At 64.1% G+C, this 17,968-nt stretch carries 14 protein-coding genes, 1 tRNA gene and 1 pseudogene; 8 read left to right on the forward strand and 8 right to left on the reverse strand.

Annotation, left to right across the window (positions count from 1 at the left end; translation table 11 throughout):
* On the reverse strand, nt 1-498 hold the full coding sequence (locus tag ACZZZD_RS01835; protein ID WP_463432116.1) for a MarR family winged helix-turn-helix transcriptional regulator: 498 nt from the start codon (nt 496-498) through the stop codon (nt 1-3).
* Nucleotides 499-562: 64 nt separating this feature from the next.
* Here ACZZZD_RS01835 and ACZZZD_RS01840 point away from each other — a divergent pair, with 64 nt between their 5' ends.
* Genes ACZZZD_RS01840 through ACZZZD_RS01850 form a run of 3 tightly spaced genes read left to right on the forward strand, consistent with a single transcriptional unit; the run spans nt 563 to nt 5,232 of the window.
* Nucleotides 563-2,338 (forward strand): N-acetylglutaminylglutamine amidotransferase, encoded by a 1,776-nt coding sequence (locus tag ACZZZD_RS01840; RefSeq protein WP_463432118.1) that lies wholly within the window; start codon nt 563-565, stop codon nt 2,336-2,338.
* The gene (ngg, locus tag ACZZZD_RS01845; RefSeq protein ID WP_463432120.1) at nt 2,328-4,097 is read left to right on the forward strand and encodes an N-acetylglutaminylglutamine synthetase; all 1,770 of its coding nucleotides are present in this window, start codon (nt 2,328-2,330) and stop codon (nt 4,095-4,097) included. Before ACZZZD_RS01840 ends, ngg begins: the two co-directional genes overlap by 11 nt.
* Before the next feature lie 10 nt (nt 4,098-4,107).
* Nucleotides 4,108-5,232 carry an osmoprotectant NAGGN system M42 family peptidase gene (locus tag ACZZZD_RS01850; protein WP_463432122.1) on the forward strand — a complete coding sequence of 375 codons (1,125 nt, stop codon included), beginning with the start codon at nt 4,108-4,110 and terminating at the stop codon, nt 5,230-5,232.
* Between the two features lie 616 nt (nt 5,233-5,848).
* Here the strand turns inward: ACZZZD_RS01850 and ACZZZD_RS01855 are convergent.
* Nucleotides 5,849-6,064 (reverse strand): helix-turn-helix domain-containing protein, encoded by a 216-nt coding sequence (locus ACZZZD_RS01855; RefSeq protein ID WP_463436058.1) that lies wholly within the window; start codon nt 6,062-6,064, stop codon nt 5,849-5,851.
* A 282-nt stretch (nt 6,065-6,346) separates the two neighbouring features.
* Here ACZZZD_RS01855 and ACZZZD_RS01860 point away from each other — a divergent pair, with 282 nt between their 5' ends.
* The 5 genes and pseudogenes from ACZZZD_RS01860 to ACZZZD_RS01880 form a co-directional block, all read left to right on the forward strand.
* Nucleotides 6,347-9,244, forward strand: a complete 2,898-nt coding sequence (locus ACZZZD_RS01860) for a TonB-dependent receptor (RefSeq protein ID WP_463432124.1) — start codon at nt 6,347-6,349, stop codon at nt 9,242-9,244.
* A 55-nt stretch (nt 9,245-9,299) separates the two neighbouring features.
* Nucleotides 9,300-10,475 (forward strand): alkaline phosphatase, encoded by a 1,176-nt coding sequence (locus ACZZZD_RS01865; protein WP_463432126.1) that lies wholly within the window; start codon nt 9,300-9,302, stop codon nt 10,473-10,475.
* 226 nt (nt 10,476-10,701) lie between these two features.
* Nucleotides 10,702-12,192, forward strand: a complete 1,491-nt coding sequence (locus tag ACZZZD_RS01870) for a DUF1800 domain-containing protein (protein ID WP_463432128.1) — start codon at nt 10,702-10,704, stop codon at nt 12,190-12,192.
* A complete protein-coding gene (locus ACZZZD_RS01875; RefSeq protein ID WP_463432130.1) occupies nt 12,189-13,376 on the forward strand; it encodes a DUF1501 domain-containing protein in 1,188 nt (395 codons plus the stop codon). The genes ACZZZD_RS01870 and ACZZZD_RS01875 overlap by 4 nt, the downstream gene beginning before the upstream one ends.
* A 203-nt stretch (nt 13,377-13,579) precedes the next feature.
* Nucleotides 13,580-13,852 (forward strand): annotated as a pseudogene (locus tag ACZZZD_RS01880) (transposase); the annotation flags it as partial.
* Between the two features lie 244 nt (nt 13,853-14,096).
* On the opposite strand, the gene ACZZZD_RS01885 reads toward ACZZZD_RS01880, so the two are convergent.
* The 6 genes from ACZZZD_RS01885 to ACZZZD_RS01910 all read right to left on the reverse strand — a co-directional run bounded on the left by ACZZZD_RS01885 (nt 14,097) and on the right by ACZZZD_RS01910 (nt 17,963).
* A tRNA-Ser gene (locus ACZZZD_RS01885) sits at nt 14,097-14,186 on the reverse strand.
* Nucleotides 14,187-14,273: 87 nt separating this feature from the next.
* Nucleotides 14,274-15,206: an NUDIX hydrolase gene (locus ACZZZD_RS01890; protein ID WP_463432132.1), complete on the reverse strand. Its 933-nt coding sequence runs from the start codon at nt 15,204-15,206 to the stop codon at nt 14,274-14,276.
* 4 nt (nt 15,207-15,210) lie between these two features.
* Nucleotides 15,211-15,852 carry a YfbR-like 5'-deoxynucleotidase gene (locus ACZZZD_RS01895; RefSeq protein WP_135195719.1) on the reverse strand — a complete coding sequence of 214 codons (642 nt, stop codon included), beginning with the start codon at nt 15,850-15,852 and terminating at the stop codon, nt 15,211-15,213.
* A 115-nt stretch (nt 15,853-15,967) separates the two neighbouring features.
* Nucleotides 15,968-16,774 (reverse strand): methyltransferase type 11, encoded by an 807-nt coding sequence (locus ACZZZD_RS01900; RefSeq protein WP_463432134.1) that lies wholly within the window; start codon nt 16,772-16,774, stop codon nt 15,968-15,970.
* Nucleotides 16,775-16,846: 72 nt separating this feature from the next.
* Entirely contained in the window at nt 16,847-17,707 is an 861-nt protein-coding gene (locus ACZZZD_RS01905) for an AAA family ATPase (protein ID WP_463432136.1), read from the reverse strand.
* Nucleotides 17,708-17,768: 61 nt separating this feature from the next.
* Nucleotides 17,769-17,963 (reverse strand): hypothetical protein, encoded by a 195-nt coding sequence (locus tag ACZZZD_RS01910; RefSeq protein WP_463432138.1) that lies wholly within the window; start codon nt 17,961-17,963, stop codon nt 17,769-17,771.
* Nucleotides 17,964-17,968: the final 5 nt, after the last annotated feature.

Genomic DNA, 17,968 nt, shown 5'->3' on the forward strand with positions numbered 1-17,968 from the left:
TCAGCCTGTCTCCACATCCTCCAAAACAGTCGGATTGCGCAACTGCATCATCGTCGCCAGTCGATCGACGGCCATCGCCATTTCGGCCTGATCGTCCAAGGAAAGCCGCACGAAGCCTGTGATGAAGCCGTCGCCCAACAAGCCGGGCGAGGTGGTCAGCGCCTGTCGCCCTGCATCCGTCAGCCGCACATGGACCACGCGGCGGTCGATGGTGGAGCGATAGCGGACGGCCATCCCCTTGGTTTCCAGCTTGTCCAGCACGGCGACCACCGTCGGGGGCGACATGGAGGCGTCGCGGGATATGGCGCTGGTGCTGACTTCGCCCAGGGCGCGGATGGATTGCAGAACCAGCAGTTGCGGCAGGGTCAGACCCGTCAGGCGCGCGATCTCTCGTGACCGAACGTCGATGGCCTGGGCGATGCGCCGCACCGATCGAACCAGGGACGCCGTGGGATCAGCCGCTGCGTCGGAAATTGGCTGAAGGGAAATATCGCTCATCGGGTTGAACTCTTTCGTGTCCTAACCATTTGTACCCGCTGCTTCCACAATTCAAGGAGGGCCCATGTGCGGTCTTAGCGGCGAGATCAATTTCGACGGACGACCGGCCGACGCCGGCGCCGTTCAACGCATGACCGATGCGCTCTCGCCCCGTGGACCGGACGGGTCCGGCATCGTGATGCGCGGCCCGGTGGGGCTGGGTCACCGCCGCCTGAAGATCATCGACCTGTCGGAAAAGGCGCAGCAGCCGATGGTGGACGCCGACCTGGGCGTGACCCTGGCCTTCAACGGCTGCATCTACAACTATCCCGAACTGCGCGAAGAGCTGCAGGGGATGGGCTTCCGCTTCTTTTCGCACGGCGACACCGAGGTCATCATCAAGGCCTGGAAGGCCTGGGGCGAGGCCTGCGTCGAGCGGTTCAAGGGCATGTTCGCCTTCGTCCTGCATGAACGCGACACCGGCCGCACCGTGATCGCCCGCGACCGGTTTGGCATCAAGCCGCTGTATCTGGCCGAACAGGGCAGGCGTCTGCGTTTCGCCTCGACCCTGCCGGCCCTGCTGGCGGCGGGCGATGTGGACAAGACCATCGATCCGGTCGGCCTGCACCACTACATGACCTTCCACGCCGTGGTGCCGCCGCCGCACACCATCCTGAAGGGCGTGAAGAAGTTTCCGCCGGCGACCATCCGCGTGATCGAGGCGGACGGCGCGGCCAAGGATCGTCTCTACTGGCAGCCTGACATGACCCGTCACGCCGAGGACGCCGCCCTGACGGCCGAGGACTGGCGCGACCGGGTGCTGGACAGCCTGCGCGAGGCGGTGAAGCGCCGCATGGTCGCGGACGTGCCGGTCGGCGTCCTGCTGTCGGGCGGGGTGGATTCCAGCCTGATCGTCGGCCTGCTGGCGGAACTGGGCCAGAAGGATCTGATGACCTTCTCGGTCGGTTTCGAGGAAGCCAATGGCGAGAAGGGCGACGAGTTCGTCTATTCCGACCTGATCGCCAAACATTACGGCACCAAGCACCACCAAATCTTCGTGCCGCACCAGCGGCTGATGGAGGCCCTGCCGGGCACCATCAGCGCAATGTCCGAGCCAATGGTCTCTTACGACAACGTCGGCTTCTATCTGCTGAGCCAGGAAGTCTCGAAACACATCAAGGTGGTGCAGTCGGGCCAGGGCGCGGACGAGGTGTTCGCCGGCTATCACTGGTATCCGCCGATGCTGGGCGCGGCCGATCCGGTCGAGACCTACGCCAAGGCCTTCTTCGACCGCAGCCACGCCACGCTGAAGACCCAGCTGAACGGCGCATACATGGCCGACACCGACGTCAGCCGCGCCCTGGTCGAGGCCCATTTCGCGCAAGGCCGCGCGGCGACGCCGGTCGATCAGGCCCTGCGTCTGGACAGCCAGGTGATGCTGGTCGACGACCCGGTGAAGCGGGTCGACAACATGACCATGGCTTGGGGTCTGGAGGCGCGCGTGCCGTTCCTGGACCACGAACTGGTCGAACTGGCCGGCCGAATCCCGCCCGAGCACAAGCTGGCCCAAGGCGGCAAGGGGGTGCTGAAGGAGGCCGCGCGTTTAGTCATCCCGTCCGAGGTGATCGACCGGAAGAAGGGCTATTTCCCTGTCCCTGCGCTGAAATACATTCAGGGCCCATATCTGGAGATGGTTCGCGAGGCCCTGACCAATCAGGCGGCGCGCGACCGCGGGCTGTTCGACAAGACCTATCTCGACACCTTGTTCGCCAATCCCACTGAGCACATCACGCCCCTGCGCGGCTCGGAGCTGTGGCAGGTCGCGGTCCTCGAAATGTGGATGCAGCAGCATGGCGTCTGACATCCGTCCCGAACGTTCAAAGGCGCACCGGCTCAAACGCCTGCGTCACGAGGGCCTGAAGCCGCCGGTGCAGTCCGGCGATGGGCCTGCGCCCGACGCCGTGCTGGACTGCGGCTGGGGGCGGTTGCTGTTCGCCCAGACGTTCGAGACGGCCGAGCCTTTGGTCGAGGCCTTGCGCGCCGAGGGGCCGGACCGGCGCGACATCGCCTTCTATGTCCGCAATCCGCACGTCCTGCTGGCCTCGGCGCCGCAGGAGCTGTTCCTGGATCCGTCGCACACCTATCGGCTGGAACTGGCCACCTATCGCGCCAGCCGCCGTCAGCCGCGGGGCTTCACCGTGCGTCGCCTGACGTCGGAGATGGACGCCCAGGCGGTCAACGACATCTACGCCAAGCGCAAGATGGTGCCGGTTCCGCCCGGCTTCTTCTGGTCCCATCGCGACGACCGGACCCTTACCTATTTCGTCGCCGAGGATACGGCGACCGGCGTGGTCATCGGCACGGTGACCGGCGTCAACCACGCCCGCGCGTTCCAAGATCCCGAGTGCGGCTCGTCCCTCTGGTGTCTGGCGGTCGATCCCCAGGCGACCCAGCCGGGCGTCGGCGAGGCCCTGGTCAGGCGTCTGGCCGAGCATTTCAAGACCCAAGGGTTGGCGCACATGGACCTGTCGGTCATGCACGACAACGACCAGGCCATCGCCCTGTATGAAAAGCTGGGCTTTCGCCGCGTTTCCTTCTTCGGGGTCAAGCGCAAGAACCCGATCAACGAGGCCCTGTTCGTCGGCCCCACCGACGACCACGACCTGAACCCCTATGCCCGGATCATCGTCGATGAGGCGCGTCGGCGCGGCATTCACACCGAGATCATCGACGCCGAGGGCGGGCTGTTCCGCCTGAACTGGGGCGGCCGGTCGGTGCGGTGTCGCGAAAGCCTGTCGGAACTGACGTCGGCCGTCGCGCTCAGCATCTGCGACGACAAGCGGATGACGCGCCGCATCGTTGAGGCGGCCGGGGTGCGCGTGCCCGAACGGATCGACCCCGACGATCTGTCCGCGATCGATGCCGCGCTGGAGAAACACGGCAGCCTGGTCGTCAAGCCGGCGAGGGGCGAGCAAGGGCAGGGCGTCGCCGTCGGCCTGAAGACCATGAGAGACGTGCAGGGAGCACTGACCCGCGCGCGCCGCATCTGTTCCGAGGTGCTGATCGAGGAACAGGTCCAGGGCGAGGATCTGCGTCTGGTGGTGATCGACTACAAGGTCGTCGCCTGCGCCCTGCGTCGCCCGCCACGCGTCATCGGCGACGGACGCTCCACCCTGAGGGCCCTGATCGAACACCAGAGCCGCCGCCGCGCCGCCGCGACCGGCGGGGAATCCACTATCCCCATCGACGGCGAGACCGAACGCACCCTGGCCGAGGCGGGCTATGGCCTCGACGACGTGGCGCCGGAGGGGGCCGAGGTGCTGGTGCGCAAGGCCGCCAACCTGCACCTGGGCGGCACCATCCACGACGTGACGGAAGAGGTGCATCCCGCCCTGATCCGCGCCGCCATCGCCGCCGCCCGCGCGATCGACATTCCGGTCACCGGCATCGACCTGATGGTGAAGTCGCCGCGCGAGCCCGACTACGCCTTCATCGAGGCGAACGAACGCCCCGGCCTGGCCAACCACGAACCCCAACCGACCGCCGAGCGTTTCGTCGATCTGCTCTTTCCTCTGTCCGCGCCGGCCGCCGCGCGGACATTCCCGAGATCCGAAGCCTGAAGGAGGCCCCTTGGCCCGCCCCGCGATAGACCTCGACTACCTGAAGGCCCGCCTGGCCGACCTGCTGAACACGCCCAGCCCGACCGGCTATACGGACGAGGCGGTCTGGCTCTTGTGTCGCGAGCTGGATCGGCTGGGCCTCGACTATGAAATGACTCGACGCGGCGCCATCCGCGCGCGGCTGCCGGGCCGTGCGCCAAAGCCGGCGCGGGCCATTGTCGCCCACGTCGATACGCTGGGCGCCCAGGTCAAACAGGTGAAGGACAACGGTCGGTTGGAACTGGTCGCCATCGGTCACTGGTCCTCGCGCTTCGCCGAGGGCGCGCGGGCGACGATCTTTTCCGAAGGCGGCGCCTATCGCGGGACCATCCTGCCGCTGAAGGCGTCGGGCCACACCTTCAACGAGGAGGTGGACACCCAGCCGGTCAACTGGCCCCAAGTCGAACTGCGCATCGACGCCGTGACTCATGGTCGTGAGGACACCCTGGCGCTTGGCGTGGACGTCGGCGACATCGTCGCCATCGACCCCCAGCCCGAGTTCATGGACAGCGGCTTCATCGTCTCGCGCCACCTGGACGACAAGGCGGGCGTGGCCACCTTGCTGGCCGCGCTGGAATGCATGATCCGCGAGGAACGCACGCCCACCGTCGACACCTGGTGGCTGTTCACCATCGCCGAGGAGGTCGGGCTGGGCGCCTCGTCCGTCCTGATCCCGGACGTGGCCGCCATGGTCACGGTGGACAACGGCACCACAGCGCCGGGCCAGAACTCGTCCGAGTTCGGCGTCACCATCGCCATGGCCGACCAGACGGGACCGTTCGACTGGCACCTGTCGCGCAAACTGGTCCAACTGGCCCGCGACCACGACATCCTGCACCAGAAGGACGTGTTCCGCTATTACCGCTCCGACTCGGCCTCGGCGCTGGAGGCGGGCGCCGACATACGCACGGCCCTAGTCACCTTCGGCATCGACGCCAGCCACGGCTATGAGCGTATCCACGAAAGCGCGCTCGAAGACCTCTCGCGCCTGCTGATCGCCTATGCCGAAAGCGACGTCGAAATCGGCCGCGACGCCAAGCCCATCAGCGGCGTGAAAGGCTTCACGCACCAGCCGCTGGATGAAGAACCAAATTAGCGCTTGAGACCGTCGCCCCCCACTCGAAGGCGGCCCTGCATCTCACGCGACTAATGTCGCATTTAGGCGGCCTGACCAGCACTCAGAACGTCTTGCGAAGGCGCAGCGAGTAAAAGGTTCGCGGGTCGATGGTGCGGGTCTCGATATAGCCGACCGGCCCCGTCTGGCCATCGGCGGGGGAGATGCAAGTCTGCTGATAATCGTCCCAGACGTTGATCTGGGCGCGGATCGCCAGGTTCGGGGGGCGGCTTGTACGACTCGACCCATTCCCCCCAGGACGTCGCGGCCCCTCCATGAGAACTGGAGTCGGGTCATAGCTGGTGCGACCCAACAGCGGGACCCAGGCGGCGCTCCATTGCAGGTTCCACCTCTTGATGTTTGAGCGACGATGATGACCGCGTGGGATTTGGTCGTCGAAGACTTGTGTTCTGGCGTTATTCCTGGACCATCGTCGTCGGTCGACACCTCTACCTGCGCGCCATTTTGGCGCCCGCCGTCATTTATAGTGTCAGACGCCGTTCCAGGTGTCGTGAGAACGAAAGGCTCATCAACACCCAGGCCACGATCAGAGGCCAGCCCGCTGCGTAGCAGCAGCCGCCGTCGCAGCGATTGCGGGTCACGGCCGGCTGTCGATCAGACATCCGAAACCTCGGCAAGTGGTGACGATGTCTGGGCAGAATTTGCGGCGAAGGCGGGCGACGATCACCTCGATAGCGTTGATGTCGGAGTTTTCGGTCGCGCCGCCATAAAGTCGATCCGCCAACTCCGTGGTCGAAACGGCCCGCCCCGTCTGATGAGCTAGATGATCCAGGAGGCGAAACGTCCGGCGGATGTCAGGGAGGCTGTCTTACAAGGATGACGAGGCTTTGAAGCGCTCTCGTACGATCACGGGATTGCCTTTCGTCATGTGTAATAGAAATGAATTTAGCAATATAGCGATCATACCAAGTAAATCAACGCCACGTTGTCCTCACTTGTTTAACAATAATTTCACACGATAAATAATTATGGCCTGATATGCCCCCGGCCCGGAGCTTAGGTTCCATGCATCGGCTAAATCATCGAAGTTCCGGGGGTCACGATGACGAAACGTTCCGTAAAAAGACAAATTGTCTTGTTAACTTCAACTGCGCTAATCTCTCTAGTGTCGGGTTATGCTCAGGCCCAGGTCGCCAGGACGGGAGTAACGGCGAACGCGGAATCCGGGCAAGGTTCCGTCATCGGACGTGTCTATGACGCCGTCACCGGCGCCTCCCTGAGGGGGGCTGTGGTCCGGGTCGTCGGCAGCAGCGCTCAGGACTACACAAGCCAGGACGGCCGCTACCAGTTGGTCGCCGCCGCCGGCCGAGTGGATTTGCGGATCGAGTACGTCGGGCTGGATCCAGCCGTGGTTTCGGTGACCGTGCCGCAGGGCGGCAGCGCTGTCGCCGATGTCGGCCTGTCGACCGGCGCGTTCCACGTGGAAGACGTCGTCGTTCGTGCGGCCGCGAGCGGTCAGGCCCTGGCCATCAACCAGCAGAAGACGGCGAGCGGCATCGTCAACATCGTGTCCGAAGAGGTCTTCGGTCAGATGCCGGACGGCAATATCGGCAATGCGCTCCAGCGTCTGCCGGGCATCAGCGTCGATACGGACCAGGACGGTTCTGCGGCGGGCATCAATATCCGCGGCGTCGAGGGCGACTACAATTCGTTCCAGATCGACGGCAACCGCGTGCCCACCTCCGGAAGCGGACGCGGCTTCGATACGCGGCAACTGGCGGCCAGCGGCGTCACCCGGATCGAGGTGGTGAAGGCGCCGACGCCTGACCGTGACGGCGACGCCATCGGCGGCATCATCAACGTCATCAGCCGCAGCGCATTCCAGCGTTCGGGACGACAGTTCGAATTCGAGGCCGGCGGCGTCTACAGCGATCTCCCCGAAAAATGGGGCCACGAACTCGACCTGAAGTATTCGGACATTTTCAGCATCGGCGGCGGCGAGCGAAACCTCGGCGTCAGTGTTTCGCTCGGAAGCTACAAGACCAACCGCTACTCCCAGAACCGCGACATGGACTGGGTCCAGGTCACGCCGGAGAACAATCCATCGCTGGGTCTGGACCAGTACGATGACCCCGTCTGGTTCATGGAGGCGTCGCACTGGGAGTACAACACGCGTGTCACCGACACGAACACGATCAGCGCCAACTTCGATTTCCGGACCGACGAGTTCAACTCCTTCTACCTGCGCACCACATACAGCGACGCCGAACGTCACGGCATCGCCTATGAGACCGACATCGACATCGACACGCGGTTCCAGAACGCGGTTGGAGGGCGCAAGACCTATGCGGAGCTGACCCCGACCAGCGGGCGCGGAACGGGCGGCGCCAACGGCTCGCGGGGATCGCGTGGCTGGATCGGCACTGAGGACGAACGCAAGAATAACCTTTACTCGATCAACTTCGGCGGCCGTCACGAGGCTCCGAACAGTCTTCTGACCTACGACGCCTTCTATTCCCGCAACCGGGAGAACGTCGTCAGAGACAATGAGCTCAACTTCCTGATGGAGCCGACCGATCCCTGGCTGGTGTTCGAATACGATCTGATCGACGTTTCGCGCGGAGAGGTGAATATCACACAGCTCGGCGGCGATCCCACCGATCTGTCCCTCGTCACCGAAGGCGAACTGATCCTGAACAGTTCGGTGAAGACCGAGGAGTTGTTCGGCGCCAAGGTCGACTGGGAACGCACTTTCAACCTCGGTTCGAACGTCTTCACCCTCAAGACAGGCGCCAAGTTCAATCGCAGTGCGCCGCGTTTCGACCGGGTGGCCAATGTCTATTCGATGGACGAGGCCTTCCCCTACGCCGATGTCGTCGTACGCAATGACGAGGTGCTGCTGGGCGGGCAAAAATACTATGATGTCATCCCCGCCAACGGCATCGCCCTGCTACGCAGCAACCCCGACCTGTTCGAGTTCGAGGCCGAGGATTCGCTCAACGACAGTAACCGCGCCGACTACGACGCGACCGAGGACACCTCGGCGGCCTATGTGATGGGAACGCTGCGCGCGGGACCGCACACCCTGCTGGCCGGGGTGCGCTACGAGCAGGTCGACTGGGAGAACACCAACTATCGCGTCAGCTACCTCGATGAGGTGGCCAGCATTGTCGAGGTGAACTCGAGCGACTCCTACAGCTTTTGGCTGCCGGGCATCCACCTTCGGCACGAGCTCATACCGAACCTGATCCTGCGCGAAAGCTACAACCGCAGCTATGGCCGTCCGCGGCTGAGCGAACTGACCGGAGGTCGTTTCGTGAATGCCGATGGCGACATCGAGGACGGCAACTCGAACCTGAAGCCGGCGGTCTCGGATAACTATGACGCCCAAGTCGAATATTACACCGACAGCGGCGGCCTGTACTCGATCGGCGTATTCTACAAGGACATCAGCGACTTCTCGTACACCCAGACCTACAACTTCAACGATCTGGATGCGAACGGCATTCCGATCTTCGATCCGGAAGGCGACCTCGAATACGAAGTCCCGATGAACGGTTCGACCGCCAAGAACTACGGCGTCGAACTGATCGCCCGCCAGCGCTTCGGCTTCCTGCCTGGCCCACTGCGTGGCCTGAGCGCCGGGATAAGCGCCACCTTCGCGGACAGCGAGGCGACCTATCCCAATCGTGACGACGATCGCGACCTGCCGGTTCCGGGCTTCTCCAAGTTCATGTTCACCGGAACCCTGGAGTGGGCCTGGAGAGGCTTCAACGTTCGCGGAGACTATCGTTACCGCGACGCCTACATCGAAGGTCTGGGCGACAGCATCGAGAGCGACGAGTTCTACGATGCCGAACAGCGCGTCGATGTCGAGGCCAGCTACACGTTTGCGAACGGCCTTCAGACCTTCGCCACCGTCACCAACCTGACCGACGAAGCCCAGGTTTCCTACTCTGGCTACAGCCAGTTCGTTGAAGACGCGAGCCTGACGGGTCGCAAGTTCACCTTCGGCCTCGGCTACAAATTCTAATACGGGAACAGACATCATGAACGCCCTTCGAGCTCTCATCTCCCCAATACTGACCGTGTCTTTGACGCTGTCGGCTGTCCCCACGCTGGCGCAGGAGGTCGTCGCTCCGGGGACCGCCTGGACCAGCCCGGCGCCCGTGGCCGCCCCCAAGCAGGCAAAGAACGTCATAATCTTCTTGGCTGACGCAGGAGGTGTGCCGGCCGTGCATGCCGCTAGCATCCTTGGCTATGGCGAACCGCTGCGGCTGAACATCCAGCAATGGCCGCATTTGGGCCTGAGCGATACGTCTCCAGTCGACAGCTTCGTCTCAGACTCGGCCAACGGCATGTCGTCCATCGTAACAGGCGTGAAGACCCACAACGGCGTCATCAGCCAGGGGCCTGACGCGGTGCGTGGTCGGACCGACGGGACGCCAACCAAGACCCTGTTGGAGTATGCGGAAGAGCACGGTCTGCTTACCGGCGTGATCAGCACGCAGAATATCGCCGATGCGACGCCGGCGGCCAACTACGCCCACGTCAACAATCGCTCGGACTGGGGACGGATCTTCACCCAGGCCTTTACGCCCCGGTTCGGCGACGGGGTCGATGTGCTGATCGGCGCCGGCCGTGACAAGATCGGCGAGAAGCTGACGGTTCTGGGCACGAGCTATGACGCCCTAAGCCAGGCCCATGACCGTCCGATCTACTCGTCTCTGGCCGATGTGCCTGCGTCGAATGCTCGGCCGGTGGTGGTGGCCGACAGTATGGACGTCCACGCGGCCACGCTGCAGGCGCTCGACATCCTGCAACGCTCGCCCAACGGCTATTTCCTGATGGTTGAATGGGACGCGCACACCAGCGATCCGAGCCGAGGCCTTCAGAATATCGTGGATTTCGACAAGCTCATCACCGAGGTGCAGAGCCGCGTCGATCTCAGCGACACCCTGCTGATCTTCACGGCCGATCACTCCTTCGGCCTGCAGGTCGACGGCGGCCGTCGCGGCGAGCCTCTGCTGGAAGGCTATGACGAATGGAAAGCTTCCCGTCGCGAGGGCGGAGAGGACGCCGAAGGCGATATCGTTCGTCTCAAGAACGTGCTGGTCAACAGGACCCACACAGCCGAGGAGGTGCCGGCCTTGGCCATCGGCGCCGGCGCCGAGCGTGTTCGCGGCTACTTCCCCAACACCTACCTATTCCAGGTGATGATGGACGCTTGGGGTTGGACCGCAGATCAGGCTGCACCCAACTGAAACTCGGGGCGAGTCGCACGTGTGGTGCGTGTGGCTCGTCCCTGCCCAAGGTCTCTCTGCCCGATGCTAAGGCGAGAAAGCGAACGGGTTGCTGACGAGGATCCACTTCTAGCAGCCGTCTTTTCAGGTCCGCTGGCGTAGGTTTGTGATCGACAGCGGAGGCAAGCGTCGACGGATTTTTGTGAGCGTGACGTAAAACTTTAGGCGTGCACGAAAAGGTTGACCTATGCCCGTTCAAACCGACGACCGCCTTCACGCCGCCATTGCGCTGACCCGGTTTGGTCTCGGCTCCAAGTCTGACGAGATCGACGTCGTCATTCGTGATCCGAGCGGATGGCTAGAAGGTCAGATCAGTGCCAGCGGCGCAGCCAATCCGACGGGTGAGTTCGAGAGCACCCGCGCGCGGGTTCAAGACTATCTTGACTATCAAGGCGACAGCCGGGCGGCGCGGCGGATACGACGGGTCGATGCGCCGGCTGCGAGCGCGACGGACGAGCCGCCGCCGCAGGCTGCGGGGCAAGCGGCGGGAATGGAGATCGGCCCTCAGGCGCAGGCTCTAGAGGCACGGCGAGCGAGCCGAAGGAATCTGGTGCAAGACACGACGCGCGAGTTCCTGGCGCGGGCGCAGCTGGGAGCGACAACAGATGCGGGATTTGCCGAGCGTTGGGCTCTGTTTTGGGCTAATGCTTTCAGCGTCTCGGCGACCAAGTTCCAAGCAGGTATCTTTATCGGTCAATACGAACGTGAGGCCATCCGGCCGCATGTGTTCGGTCGGTTTGAGGATCTGGCTGTGGCGGCCGAGACGCATCCGGCTATGCTGCTTTATCTCGACCAGGCCCAGTCGATAGGGCCAAACAGTCGGGTGGGAACGCGGCGCCAAGCAGGCCTGAACGAGAATCTCGCTCGTGAAATTCTAGAGCTGCACACCGTTGGGACTAACGGCAACTATTCACAGGCTGACGTCACTGAGTTCGCGCGAGCGCTTACCGGTTGGTCGGTTCCAACAGACTACGATGGCGCGAAGCAGCAGCTGTCATCAACGGACAGCAAGCCGCGCGAAAGTGGGTCTATCTTCCGCGCTGAGGTGCATGAGCCGGGCGAGCGTACCGTGCTTGGGCGAAACTACCCGGAAGCCGCCACAGACCAAGGCGAGGCGATCCTTCGCGATCTTTCCAACCGCCCGGAGACGGCGCGGCGTCTCGCTCTAAAGTTGGCGCGGCATTTCGTAGCGGACAATCCGCCTGCTGCGTTGGTCAGGCGGCTAGAGGCGGCCTGGATCGGCTCGGGTGGGGACTTGGCGCAAGTGGCGAAGGCGCTGATCATGGCGCCTGAGGCCTGGGATCCGCAGCCGGCGAAGATCAAAACGCCTTATGAGTTCGTAATCTCGTCCCATCGAGCACTGGGGACGCAGCCGGAGCGGCCGCAACCGCTACAGCAGGCGATGGTGCAGATGGGCCAGCCGGCGTTTAGCGCACCGTCTCCCGAAGGCTGGCCTGATATGGCAGCCGACTGGGCTGGGCCAGATGCCCTGGTCAAGCGGCTGAACTGGGCCATGTCCTTCGTAAACACCGCGCACAACACCGACCCGAACGCAGTAGCCGCTAGAGCATTGGGGGCGCGACTATCCGAACGCAGCCGTCAAGCCGTGGCTCGCGCCGAAAGCCGACCAGAAGCCCTGACCCTATTTTTGATGTCGCCGGAGTTCCAGCGCCGATGACCCATCTCAATCAACTGAACCGCCGCCGGCTGCTGGGGGGGCTGTCCGCTGGGATAGGACTGGCATTTGCCGGACGCGTCGGAGCTCAAACCGCGACCCAGCGCAACAAATTCGTGGTCATCATTGCGCGAGGAGCCATGGACGGGCTGTCGGTGACGGTTCCGTATGGCGACCCTAACTACCGGGTGCTGCGCGGGGCGCTAGCTATCCCGGAGCCTGGACAAGCGGGCGGGGCGCTGGTGTTGAATGAAGGCTTCGGCCTGCACCCAGCTTTGACCAGCCTGCATGGATTTTACAGCGCGGGTCAGATGCGGTTCGCGCCGGCGGTGGCCATTCCGGTCCGAGTACGATCGCACTTCGACGCTCAGGACGTGCTGGAGAACGGCGGTGAGAGTTTGCGCGCCCAATCGGATGGCTGGCTGAACCGGGCTCTCGTTGCGGCGGGTGGCGAGGGCGGGCTGAAGGGCTTATCGATAGGGGCCCAGACGCCGCTGATAATGCGCGGCGCGGCCGAGACTTCGAGTTGGGCCCCTGGCGGTCAGGTCAAAGGCGAGGATCGAATCGCATCTCTGCTGCAGGAGCTTTACGTCGACGATCCGATGCTGGGCACCAACTTGGCCCGGGGGCTGGAGACCGAGGCCTTGGCCCTAACGATGGGCGACGCTGCGGCAATGCGGCGGAGAGATGTGTCGGGGTTGGGTCAGGTCGTCGCGCGGCTCATGATGGGCGAGCACGGCGCGGATGTCGTGGCCTTGACCGTCGATGGCTGGGACACCCACGCTCGCCAGCTCGCCCAGTTGCAGACGCGGCTCGGGGGACTGGATGCCTTGATCGGCGGCCTAAAAACTGGTCTGGGCGCGCAGTGGAACCGTACGATCCTGGTCGTCGCGACGGAGTTCGGCCGCACAGCGCGGGCAAATGGAACGCAGGGTACAGACCATGGGACAGCGTCGTCCCTGCTCTTGGCAGGCGGAGCAGTGAAGTCAGGCGGGCCGATCGGAGACTGGCCTACCTTGACCGATGACCACCTTTTCGAAGATCGCGACCTGGCCCCGACGCTTGATGTGCGCTCGGTGTTCAAGGGCGTGCTGCGTGACCATTTGGGTGTGGACCGGGCGGCGCTAGACACGCGCGTCTTCCCAGGCAGCGCTGCTGAAGCACCGACACTGGACGGGATGACGTGAGTTAGTCGTTGGCATCTGAACTGGCGGCGTCTCTCGAGATGGCGGTAGCGCTCAGCACGGTGTGATCGCACCGCAAGGCCCTTCCGGGGTGCGGACGCGCTCACGGCTTTGCGCGAAGACGATGAAATCTTCCGGAGCTGGCTCGGGCAGTCGTGGGAGGCCTCGCAGAGCAACTTGAACTATTCGGTGCGGAGATCGGGTGACTGGAGCGTCGGATATTCGATTGGCGTCGCCAGGAGGAGACGAGCCGGCGACTGGCGACCATACCAGGCATCGGGCCGATCACCGCCAGCGACATGGCTGCTAGCGCGCCGGATCCGAAGCTCTTCCGTTCGGGCCGACAGTTCGCAGCCTGGCTAAGGTTCACACCCCGAGCAAACAGCGGTGGCGGGAAGGAACGCCAGGGCGGCATCAGCAAAATGGGCGATAGCCTATCCCGACATCTCCTGGTCGTCGGCGCAACCGCCGTCCTGCGGATGCGCGTTAGCGTGGCCGAGAGGGCTTGATCGGCAATCTACTTGAACGGAAAAAGCCCAAGGTCGCCGCCGTGGCCTTGGCCAACAAGACGGTTACCATCGCCTAAACACTCATGGCTCTACAGGAGGACTATCGGCGCCGAACCGACTTCGCGGTGGTACGCGACGGAATCCATCTCGATGTGGGACGGGATAAGGAACAGTATCCCGGGCGGGTAAAATATACAAACATTACAACAAAGAATGGCGGAGAGGGTGGGATTCGAACCCACGGTACCCTTCCAGGCACGCCGCATTTCGAGTGCGGTACATTCGACCACTCTGCCACCTCTCCGCGGCGCCGATATCGCTTGGTCGAGCGAGGGGCTTCTCTAGTCGGAGCCGCAGCGCTTCGCAACCCGTCTGTGAAAGAAATCCGAAGCTATCTTTGGGCGGGTAGGGACAGCCCCGGTGCGGCGCCGGTTTGGGCGTCCACGCCCTTGAATCGAAACAGTTCGGCGGGACGGCCGCCAGTGGTCGAGGAGAGTTGTCCGGTGGGTTCGACCAGGCCTGTCCGCTCCACCCCGCGACGGAAGTTCTGCTTGTGCAGACTGAGTCCCGAGACGGCCTCGGCGCCGGCCTGAAGCTGGGACAGAGTGAAGACGCCGGGGGTCAGGTCGAACAGGACCGGGCGGTATTTCAGCTTGCTGCGCAGACGGCCCAGGGCGGTCGCCAGGATGCGCCGGTGATCCGAGGTCATGATGCGGCCAGGCATGGGGTGGGGCGGAGTCTGATCGACGTCGCGCCAAGCCTCGGCGACCAAGCGGGCTTCGTAGAGCAGCTCGTAGCGTTCCAGCACTCGCTCCTCGTTCCAGCGGTGCTCGGGCGTCAGGGCGAACAGGGCGCAGGCGCGGGCCAGGCGGTGTTCATCGCCGGCGGCCCAGGCGATCAGACCGTCGGTCAGGGCGGCGTCGTGGTCGCTGCGGCGGTCTTCCCAGGGAAAGAAATCGAAAACGGCGTCCCAGCGGGCGTCATGTGTCTGGCCCTCTGCGGCGTCGGGCGTCAGTGCCAGATAGCCGACGGAGACCTCCCGATGACGGCCGGGGCCGGGCGTGGCGCGGGGCGAGGCGCGGCCGGCGTCGCCGAAGGTGTAGAGCTGTTCGACGAAGCCCAGGCGAAAACCGGTCTGGGCCGTCACGAAGTCGCGAAGGGCGCGTTCGAAGGTGCGGTCGCGCAATGGGTCGAAGGGACCAAAGGGCAGGGCGCGCGCGCCGTCTTCGGCCGGGGTGGTCAGGACGACGGCCTGTCGGGCCTTCAGGGTCATCACGACCGCCGACAGACCGATGCGAACGCCGCCCTCCGCCCCTTGCGTCATGGTTCTATTCCGTGTGCCAGGCGTCGTCGGCGGGGATCAGGCCGACGGCGCCGGCCAGGACGCGATAACGCTCCAGATAGCGGGCCTGGGCGACCGGGGCTGGCTGAGGCTCGATGGTCAGGCTGTAACCCTCGGGCGGGCTGCCGAAGAAGCCGAGCGATTCTTTTTCGGTGAAGCCGGCCAACTGCGTCGCCTCGAAGAAGGCGCAGGCCTTGTCGGCCTTCTTGATCAGGGTCTTGATCGTTTGCGGCGTCTTGGGCGGCAGGCCGTATCGCAGGTGGATGGCGGCCTCCAACCGGGCCTCGAAATCCTTGTAGCCCGATCCCAGCGCCGCCTTGAACGGCGAGATCATGTCGCCAATGACGTATTCGGAGGCGTCGTGCAGCAGGGCGGCGAGACGCCATTTGGGATCGAGGCCGGGCTTGATGTGGGCGGCGATCTCTTCGACGACGCACGAGTGCTGGGCGACGGAAAAAGCGTGCTCGCCGATGGTCTGGCCGTTCCAGCGCGCCACGCGCGCCAGGCCGTGGGCGATGTCCTCGATCTCGATGTCGAACGGCGAGGGGTCGAGCAGGTCCAGGCGACGGCCTGACAGCATGCGCTGCCATGCGCGGGGGGCGTTCTTCTTGGGTGTGCGCTCGGCCAAAGGGCGTGTCCTGATCGCTTGTCGGGGGGTCAGGTGACGCAAAGACGCGCCGGGATCAAGCCGCACGGCCCTATCCGCGCCGATGGGCGGGGAAAACCAGACCTTCGGACGGGTGTCAGCGGCCGACGTTCAGGGCGACCAGATCCTTGGCGTCGTCGAAAATCTGATCGTTCTGGCGATCCTTGGACCGGACCACCGCGACCACGATGGGGCCGCCGCCGGGGCCTCTGGCCTCGAACCCGACCTGACGCCAGCCGGCGTCGCCGGGCTGATCGTCGGCCAGAATGTAGGTCATGCGGGTCGCTTCGCCCGGCGCGCGGGTCCGTACGCGTGTGGAGTTGTCGTTGGTGTCGATGCTGACGCTGGAGCTTTCCGTCCGAGTGTTCTGGCCATCCTTGGACTGGATGTTGATGCCGCCGATGCGGACACTGGCGTTGTCGCCCTTGGTCTCAATGCGCAGGCCCGGCAGGCGCACCGAGGCGTCTTCGCCACTCGCCTTGATGTCGACACCAGGCGCCTGGACCGAGGCGGTCTCGGTCGGCTCGGTCGTGTCGGAAGGCTCGGTCTTGGGTGCGTCAGGGCGGGTCGCCAGTTTGGCGGTCGTCTGGGGCAGGTCCGCGCTGACCCGCGTCTCGAAGTCGCGCAGCACGTCATCGACGGAGCGTCCGTCCAGCTTGACCAGATGCAGCACCACATCGGCGCCCTTGGGGCCGCCGTAGACGCAACTCGTGCCGCCGGCCGCCGCCAGGCCCTTGCGCGTCAGCACGCCGAGGCTGTCGGGGCATTGCAGGGCGTCGATCACCTTCAGCACGCCCGCGCCCTGATCATCCTTGGACGATGTGGTCGTGATGCGGACCGAGTTGTCGCCGTCGCAGGCGGCCAGGCTGGCGCTCAGGGCTAGGTAAAGCAGGACATGACGCATGGTCGAACCTCTCTTGAGCCCCATTCTGCGCGACGCGGCCGTGCGATCCAGTGAAATCGCGGTAATCACGGATCAGCCGCCGGGGCGCGAGCCTTCACGGCGGTTCAGGAAGGCCAGGCGTTCGAAAAGATGCACGTCCTGCTCGTTTTTCAGCAGGGCGCCGTGCAGGGGCGGAATCAGCTTGTTCGGCGTCTTCTCGCGCAGGGTCTCGGCGTCGATATCCTCGACCAGCAACAGCTTCAGCCAGTCCAGCAGTTCCGACGTTGACGGCTTCTTCTTCAGGCCTGGCGTGTCGCGGATCTCGTAGAAGGTTTTCAGCGCCTCGGAGACCAGGCGCGGCTTGATGCCGGGGAAGTGGACATCGACGATGGCTGACAGCGTCTCCGCGTCCGGGAAGCGGATGAAGTGGAAGAAGCAGCGACGCAGGAAGGCGTCGGGCAGTTCCTTCTCGTTGTTGGATGTGATGATGACGATGGGACGAACTTCGGCGCGGATCGTCTCGTCCGTTTCCTGGACGTAGAACTCCATTCGATCGAGTTCCTGCAGCAGGTCGTTGGGAAACTCGATGTCGGCCTTGTCGATCTCGTCGATCAAAAGAACGGGGCGGGCAGGGGCGGTGAAGGCCTCCCACAGCTTGCCCTTCTTCAGATAGTTGCGAACATCGTGGACGCGTTCCTCGCCCAACTGGCTGTCGCGCAGGCGGCTGACGGCGTCATATTCATAGAGGCCGCTGTGGGCCTTGGTGGTCGATTTGACGTGCCAGGTGATCAGGGGCGCGTCGAAAGCCTTGGCGATCTCATAGGCCAGGACTGTCTTGCCTGTGCCGGGTTCGCCCTTGATCAGCAGAGGACGTTCCAAGGCGACGGCGGCGTTGACCGCCACCTTCAGGTCGCCAGTGGCGATGTATCGATCAGTGCCTTCGAACCGGCTCATGAAAAACCCACTCCGTGTCTCCACGGAGTGGGTAGCGGATCGCAATCCGTGTGAACAGCGATCAGGTGATGCGTTTGGCCGAGACCGGGTCGCTGGCGGGGAAGGTTTCTTCCAGCCCCTCATCGACCAGGGCCTCCTGACGGCTTTCGTTCTTGTCGATCTTGTCCAGTTGATCGGGCACGCCCTCTTCGGACTGGGTGCGCTTGGCGTGAGGGGTATCGGACGAGGCGTCGTTGCGCGCTTTGTGATCGGTCATGTCGA

This window comes from Brevundimonas sp. AC546 (assembly GCF_979258305.1).